This window comes from Longimonas sp., from assembly GCF_046498435.1.
Lineage (GTDB): Bacteria > Bacteroidota > Rhodothermia > Rhodothermales > Salinibacteraceae > Longimonas.
Genome location: NZ_JAWOAR010000222.1, coordinates 1 through 7,272 on the forward strand (window position 1 = coordinate 1; position 7,272 = coordinate 7,272).

Below are 7,272 nucleotides of genomic sequence, written 5' to 3' on the forward strand. Positions count from 1 at the left end.
CAGAACGAACTGCGCCTGAGTGTCATGATGTGGGGACCGCCCGGCATCGGAAAGTCCAGCATCGTTGCGCAGTTGGCCGCCGATTCCGACATGCAACTCATCGACCTGCGCCTGAGCCAGCTTGCGCCCTCGGATCTGCGTGGACTGCCGGTGCCTCAGCCCGATGACAACATCGCCACGTGGTATCCGCCTGAGTTTCTTCCGCAGTCGGGCCGTGGCATCCTCTTTCTAGATGAGCTCAATATGGCCGCCCCCGCGGTCCAGGGCATTGCCCAACAGCTCATTCTGGACCGCAAGGTCGGCACCTACACGGTGCCCGAGGGATGGTTTATCTGGTCGGCGGGCAATCGGAAAGAGGATCGGGCCGCGGTCTACGAGATGCCCGCGCCGCTGGCCAACCGGTTTGTGCATCTGAAGGTAGACCCCGACTACGATTCGTTTCAGACCTACGCCGCACAGCACAACCTGCATGAGCAGATTCAGGCGTTCCTGGCGTTTCGCCCTGAGCTGCTGTTCAAGATGGATGCGCATGCGTCTGCCTGGCCCTCGCCCCGGTCCTGGGAGATGGCGTCTAACCTGCATGCGGCTGGACTCGACGTCGCAGCGGCCGTAGGCGACGGGGCCGCTGGCGAGTTCTACGCGTACCTGGATGTCTACACCGACCTGCCCGATCTGGAGGCGGTGCTCGCTGGCAACGGATCCGACATCGCGTTCCCCGAAGAGGCGTCTCGGCGCTACGCCACCACCATTGGGCTGGGCGTGCGGGCCGACACCGCACCGGATGCCTATCACGCCAGCCGGTGGCTCCTAAGCCATGCCCCCAACGAGTACACGCAGCTGTTCTTCAGCCAGACGGTGGAGCATTTACGCGATACCGGACAGCTTGGCGCATTCGTGGGCCGCGTTAGCAACGACGACCGCTTCGTGCCCTTTCTCGACCAGATGCAAGCGGTGGCCGCAACCTGTGCCTGACGGCAGCCCCCGTGCAACATACACCGGCGTCCTCAACACATCCCCTCTGCGCTATGCCCGCCCTGTCTGCCTCGCTTCAGCAGCGCATCAGCAACGCCCGCATTGCCATACGAAGCCGGTCGCCGTTTTTTGGCACGCTGCTGCTTGAGGCGCCCATCCGTCCAGATCCCACCGTTCCTCTTGCGGCCACGGATGGCAGCGCGCTCCTGCTCAACCCCGACCCCGTTGCGGCGCTTTCGCAGGAAGCGTTTATGGGACTGCTCGTTCACGAGGTGCTGCACATCGCGCTGTGCCACTTGCCCCGGCGCGGTGAGCGCGACCGCACGCAATGGAATATCGCTGCCGACATGGTCGTGAACGATATCGTGGATAAACAGGGCTTTGCCTTACCCGAAGGCGGCGTCCACCTCCCCGACGACCGCCCGGCGTGGCAGACGCTCAGCGTAGAGGAGATCTACGCATGCCTCCAGCGCGAAGCGGCTTCGACGTCTTCCATGGCAGTTGCCTCTCCGGGAATTGCGTCCGGCACAGCATCATCTTCGGATCCCCTTCCATCGCTTCCCAGGCAGTGGCGCGACCTGGATGCAGATGCACCGCCTGATGCACCGCCCACATCTTCCGAGGCTGCGTCGGTGCAGAGCCACTGGCGGCAGGTCGTGCGCCGGGCCGCCGAAATGCAGCGCATGAAAACGCCCGGAGATCTACCCGCTGGATTGCAACGCTGTGTGGAGGCCGCCACGGAGCCTCGCATCAACTGGCAGGATATGCTGTGGCGGTTTCTGGTGCGCACCCCCGTGGACTTCGACCACTTCGACCGGCGCCAGATTCACCGCGGGCTCTATCTCAAAACCCTCACCACGAAAGCCCTTCAGGTCTATATCGGCGTTGATACGAGCGGCTCCATTTCGAACGCTGACTTGGGGCGCTTTATGGGGGAGGTCCATCACATTATACGGAGCTACCCGCACATCCAGGGGCAGTTGTATTATATGGATGCGGACGTCTACGGCCCCTACGAATTGTCGTCGCATACCAATCTGGCAGATCTGCCGCCGCCCCAAGGCGGGGGCGGCACCTCGTTTGTCCCGCTGTTTGACGCCATAGCGGCTGAACAAGACATGATGGCCCGTTCGCCGGTGCTGGTCTGCTTCACCGACGGATACGGCACGTTTCCCGACGATCCGCCGCCCTATCCGGTGCTCTGGGTTCACCAGCCTGGACAGCGCGCCGCCGACTTTCCGTTTGGTAACGCTATCCCGTTCATCACCCCAACAGCCTGATCCCGCAATGACCTGATCCCCTATTCTCCTATGTCAATATCAACAGTTGACTTCATCGAAGACCGCATGGCCGTGGCCACCGACGCCACAGCGGATCCTGAAGACCTGCGCACCCTGTCGCGTGACATGAATCCGCGGGTGCGTAAGCAGGTGGCATGCAACCCTGGCACGCCGCCCGATGCACTGATGCAGCTTGCCGTTGACTACCCGGCTCGCGTACTCAACAACCCAGCAATGCAAGTGCATATCGCTGCCGATCCGGCCCTGCTGGACACCTTGCCGTATGATGCCATCGATCCCCTGCTGCAGGAAAAAGCGCTGCCTGCCAGTTGGATCCTGGTGATCATGCGCTACGATTACCTCTCGCACGAGACGCGCCTGCTCGTGGCACGTCATCCGAACACACCGGCTACAGCGCTTCGCCGTATTGCGGATTCCAGCACTCAGCGCCAAGGCGAGCTTGTTTGCACCCTGGCCATGCATCCCGCCTGCCCCGCTGACGTGCTGAAGGCGTTAGCTACGCACGAAGATGCCTCGGTCCGGGCTGCGGTGGCTCGCCATGCTTCCACACCAGCATCTTGCCTACCGCAACTGCTGGGCGATGCCGATGCTGACGTGCGTCGGGCGGTACAGGCGCACCCCGAGGCTCCATCCGATCTAATCGCGCTCGTGCAACGCTCCGGAGTCGATCCGGCATATCCACCGGCTGGCACGTCGCCCAAGCCGCTCACAAAAGCCGAACAGCAGCGTCTGTTCGCGGCAGGCCCCTATATCCGCGAGCGTCTTGCGCAGGCGTCGAGCACCCATCCTGCGGTGTTGACCCAGCTGACGCAGGACGAGAGCCGTTCGGTGCAGTGCGCTGCAGCACGCAATTCAAACACGCCCTTGTTCGCCCTGCGTCGCCTTGTGAGTGCATCGGGTTTTGCTGTTAAGCAGGCTGTATTTAGCAATCCGAAAGCGCGTCGGCACTTTGCAGAGCTCATGCGATAACCATTGCGTGCGCAGACGAACCCCGCTCCGTCCGCGAACTGAACGAATGCTACGCCGGTATCGCATAGCACCAACCCACCAGCACAGGCGGACGCGCATCGAGTGTGCGATGGGTGTCTATAGCTACGTGGCGGTGTCCCATCTGCACATCTTCTGCTTCCGTCATTGGCGGGCCGTGATGCTGGACGCAGCCTTTGAGTCGCTCTTCCTCTTGATCAGCGCGCGTCCGTCGTGCCGATGCGAGTTGCTCTTCAATCATCGGTACCTGCTCGTGGAGAGCCGCCTCGGCACGCGCCTGTAACACCGTGCGCTGCGCACGCAACGGGCCAACCGCCGGGTGGTCGCTGGAGGCCTCTGTACCGGCCTGCAACACGCGCTCGCCACGCGTTGAACCGGGGGCCCTACCATCCGCAGGCACGTGCAGTGGATACAGCGTTTCGTGGACGATGTGTCCGTTGCCGTCCTCAAACACCAGCCGATACACAAATGTGATGCCGGGCGTACTTAGAAACGCCGCCTGCTTTTGGCCTACTGGCGAACTGAGCATCTCGCTCTTCAGAACACGCTCTGCCGCCGTCTCCATGAGCGGATGGCCCGGCCCCAAATACTCGACCTCTTCGGTGCGTGCTGTGTCGGGATCGAAGGCATACCGCGTCGCCTCCCCCTCTGCATACAGTGAAATCGCGTACGTGCCGTCGCCATGAGACGTCCATGTCCCGCCATTGCGACCAATACATGCCGCGACCAGCGCTGCCCGCTCATCAAACGCTCCATACATCCGCTCAGCGGCGGCCACCATCGACTCCACCTGACGTGTGTCCCTTGCATCAAAGGAGGTGCATGTTAAGAAATCAGATTCTTGCCACATCTGTAGCTGTTCAATGCAGGCATCCAGATCGGCCTGTAGCCCCTGCAACACCTGATCTGCAGGCAAATCGTTGCGAACGGCATCCATAACCGTCCTCTTTGCGTCCAGGCTATCGAAGACGCCATCTACCGTAGAATCTGCCGTGGCGACTTCATACAGCGGATGCACGTGTTCATACATTGTAGCAACGAGCTGCCCCTCGCGTGTGCCGGGTAGGTGCAGGTTGTGCCAGGTGAGTTCGCTGCGGCTCATCATCTGCTGCATCGTGCACATCCGGTGCTGTGTGTGGGGCGGATGCCACGCAAGATCAAAATTGATGACATGCGTCGTTTCAGCCTGTATGTGGTCCAATCCCATGGCTCCCCCCCAGGAGGTGACGAGCACGGCGGCCTCTCGGGCGTTCAGGGCCGCCTGCACCTTGGCACGGGCCTCCTCATCGTAAAACGTGTCATGCACCACAACCCGCTCGTGCCACGACGCATCCGCGGATGCAGCCTGCATCGCGCGCATGGTGCTGGGCTGGCGGGCCAAGACGATGATCGACGCATCCGGCGTTTCCTCACGAATCTCGTCGATCACGTTGCGCGTGACTCTGGTCTTGGCGTGGGGATTGAGCGCCTGCGCCTGCTCCACAAGCGCTACGATCCGGTTCAACTCATCATCGAGCATGACATCGGAGTGCGCATCAGCGACCGCACGTAGCTCGTCCTGTGCCTGCGTGCGCTTTTCCTCAGAGAGGTCTTCTGACCGCCTATCGCCCGCAAGGAGCGCCTCGGCCTCCTCAGAAAAGGCAACGCCCCGGCCCACCCTAATCACGTCAACGCGTTCCTGTAGCGCCTTAACAAAAGCCATTGGATGCTCCAGCAGCGCGCCCGTCATGCCCTCTGTGAAAGTTCGTGCTGTGTAGTCGATATCCTTCTCCAGCACGGGATATACATCAGAGATGTACGTAGTGGCCGCCCTATGAAATGCCTGCTCGGCCTCTGACAACTCAACGGCATGCCGGACCATCGCAGGCTGCGCCGATTCCACGCCTGCCACGGTAGCGGGGCTGCGCCGCACGATCCGATGCAGCACACCCCGGGAGCCGGACTTGCGGTGTGCCAATACGCTGAGTGGATCCAGCAGCTCGATCAGGTCCCAGAATGCTTCGAGCCCTTCGCGATGCGGCTGCTCACAGCAGAAGATCCGCGCAGTGGCCTGCTGCACCGCCTCAGCGGCACGCGCCGCCTGGGAATCGGCCACCGTGCGCCCCTGGAACAGCTTCAGTGCATCCTCTACGATCACCACGTCCCACGGCTGGCACGCCAGGTTGCGCCCTTGCTTCCCGTACCGTAGCACACTTTTGGGCACTACCACCCGTTGCCTGGGCCGACTCCACAGATTGGTATCCGGGTCCTGCCGCAGGCGCTGCTCCTCGATCCACGAATGATCGGCCCCCTCCATATCCAGCCCAAAGTCGTGATGCATCGTGCGCACCCATCTGGCCTCCTCATTGTATCCTCCGGCTGGAATAACCAGCACCCGGTCGGCCTGTCCACGCAGTGCCAGCTCCTTCAGCAGCGCCATCGCCTGCGTACGCCGCCCCAGATCGCCGTCATCGGCCAGCAGCACGCGGGGCGGGATGCCCTGGAGCGCCTGCTGCACCGCCGCCCACTGATGCGGCTCCACCTTGGCGCGAACGTGGGCCGCACTCAGCAGCGTCTGGTCGTGCCGCCGGATGCGCAACCGTTCAGCCAGCAGATGACGATCAAACGAGGAAAGCGAGGGAAGAGACGAAGTAGAATCAGACATGGCTCAGAACCGGTCAGTGAAACAGAACGCGCGGTATTCGTCTGCTCCTACACGCCCACGCTTTCGTCCCGGACAGAAGGTGTCCGATCATTCCATGCAGTGGTTTAGGGGGAAAACGAAGCCTGTTCGCTTCGAGCAGCTTTCTGCCATCGATGCAGGAACGTTCGCCTCCCGATCCCTGTGTGGCCCGCGCGAAAATAACGCACCGATACCGCGTCCATCGCTCGCGGGGCAGGGAAGGGGTTGCTCAAGCAGAGAGATGAAAAGGCGCTGCACTGATCCGAACCTCCAGCATCCGATGCTACAGTTTTAATCGCGCCTGTCAATGACGGTGAGTCCCGAATCAAACGAACCAGGTGGCTCTGGCTCGGCCTCCCACCCGCTCACGGTCTTGATCGAATGAGGTCGCGCCGTTGAACATGTCATCGACATTCACCGAGTCCGGAATGGCCCAGTCGCCGACCGGCTGGTTAAATGACCGAGCACCTTTGAACATCTTCTCCATCGTCCACAGATCCTCGTAGAAGGTCCAATCCCCGATGGGCTGATTGAAGGCCCGAGCGCCCTGAAACATGTGCGACACGTCCTGCGCGCACATCAAGTCCCACCCGGACATAGAGCCGTTGAACGTCCGAGCATCTGCGAGAAACCAGCTAAAATACTGCACCAGCCGCACATTCCACCGGTCCAGATCCTGATTAAACGCTTTTGCTTTTCTAAATACCCCCTCCATGTGCTGGACTTGCGATACATCCCAGTCGTTCACTGGCTGATTGAAGGAGGAGGCCCGGTTGAACATCCCATCCATCCTGTTGACGCGCGACATATTCCACGAACCCACCGCACCATTAAACGCCTCTGCCCCCGAAAACATCGACGTCATATCGCGAACGTCGTGGGTGTCCCACGTGTCCAGGTCCTGGTTGAACGAGCGGGCATCCTTGAACATCGACTCCATGCTTCGGATGGTGCTCACATCCCAGTGGTTGAGCGGTGCATTGAAGGCATGCGCCCCCTGAAACATCGCTGTGGTATCGACGGCCAACGAAAGGTCGGGCGCATCCGTCGCAGATAGCTGCATGTTGTGCGCCCCCTGAAACGCACACAGCATACTCCGCCACTTCGTGTGGCCCCACTGCTCGATCTCCAGTAGCTTATCGGCATCGGCATAATTGTCGAGACAGATCTGCTTGATGCCGCCCGTGATCGCTCGCCCGCTGCCATGGTGACGTTCATGTCGCCGTGATATCCGTCCTTCTTGACCGCGATATCCACCGCCAGAATGTCGCCGGGCTGCAGTTCCCGATCTCCGGGAATGCCGTGCACCACTTCATCGTTGACCGAGATGCATACGCTGCCCGGGTACGG

At 61.4% G+C, this 7,272-nt stretch carries 5 protein-coding genes and 1 pseudogene; 3 read left to right on the plus strand and 3 right to left on the minus strand.

From position 1 onward, the window contains the following. The 3 genes from R6U20_RS08500 to R6U20_RS08510 all read left to right on the plus strand — a co-directional run. A partial coding sequence (locus R6U20_RS08500; RefSeq protein ID WP_410337430.1) for an AAA family ATPase occupies positions 1-972 on the plus strand: 972 nt, incomplete at its 5' end. Positions 973-1,025: 53 nt separating this feature from the next. Then, positions 1,026-2,252: a DUF2201 family putative metallopeptidase gene (locus R6U20_RS08505; RefSeq protein ID WP_410337431.1), complete on the plus strand. Its 1,227-nt coding sequence runs from the start codon at positions 1,026-1,028 to the stop codon at positions 2,250-2,252. A 30-nt stretch (positions 2,253-2,282) separates the two neighbouring features. Further along, complete coding sequence (locus R6U20_RS08510; RefSeq protein WP_410337432.1) at positions 2,283-3,242, plus strand: hypothetical protein; 960 nt, start codon at positions 2,283-2,285, stop codon at positions 3,240-3,242. Positions 3,243-3,291: 49 nt separating this feature from the next. Here the strand turns inward: R6U20_RS08510 and R6U20_RS08515 are convergent, their stop codons facing one another. From R6U20_RS08515 to R6U20_RS08525, 3 genes and pseudogenes are all read right to left on the minus strand, one after another. Beyond that, positions 3,292-5,904 (minus strand): hypothetical protein, encoded by a 2,613-nt coding sequence (locus R6U20_RS08515; RefSeq protein ID WP_410337433.1) that lies wholly within the window; start codon positions 5,902-5,904, stop codon positions 3,292-3,294. A gap of 343 nt (positions 5,905-6,247) precedes the next feature. Beyond that, entirely contained in the window at positions 6,248-7,015 is a 768-nt protein-coding gene (locus tag R6U20_RS08520) for a BspA family leucine-rich repeat surface protein (RefSeq protein ID WP_410337434.1), read from the minus strand. A gap of 101 nt (positions 7,016-7,116) precedes the next feature. Then, positions 7,117-7,272 (minus strand): annotated as a pseudogene (locus R6U20_RS08525) (M24 family metallopeptidase); the annotation flags it as partial.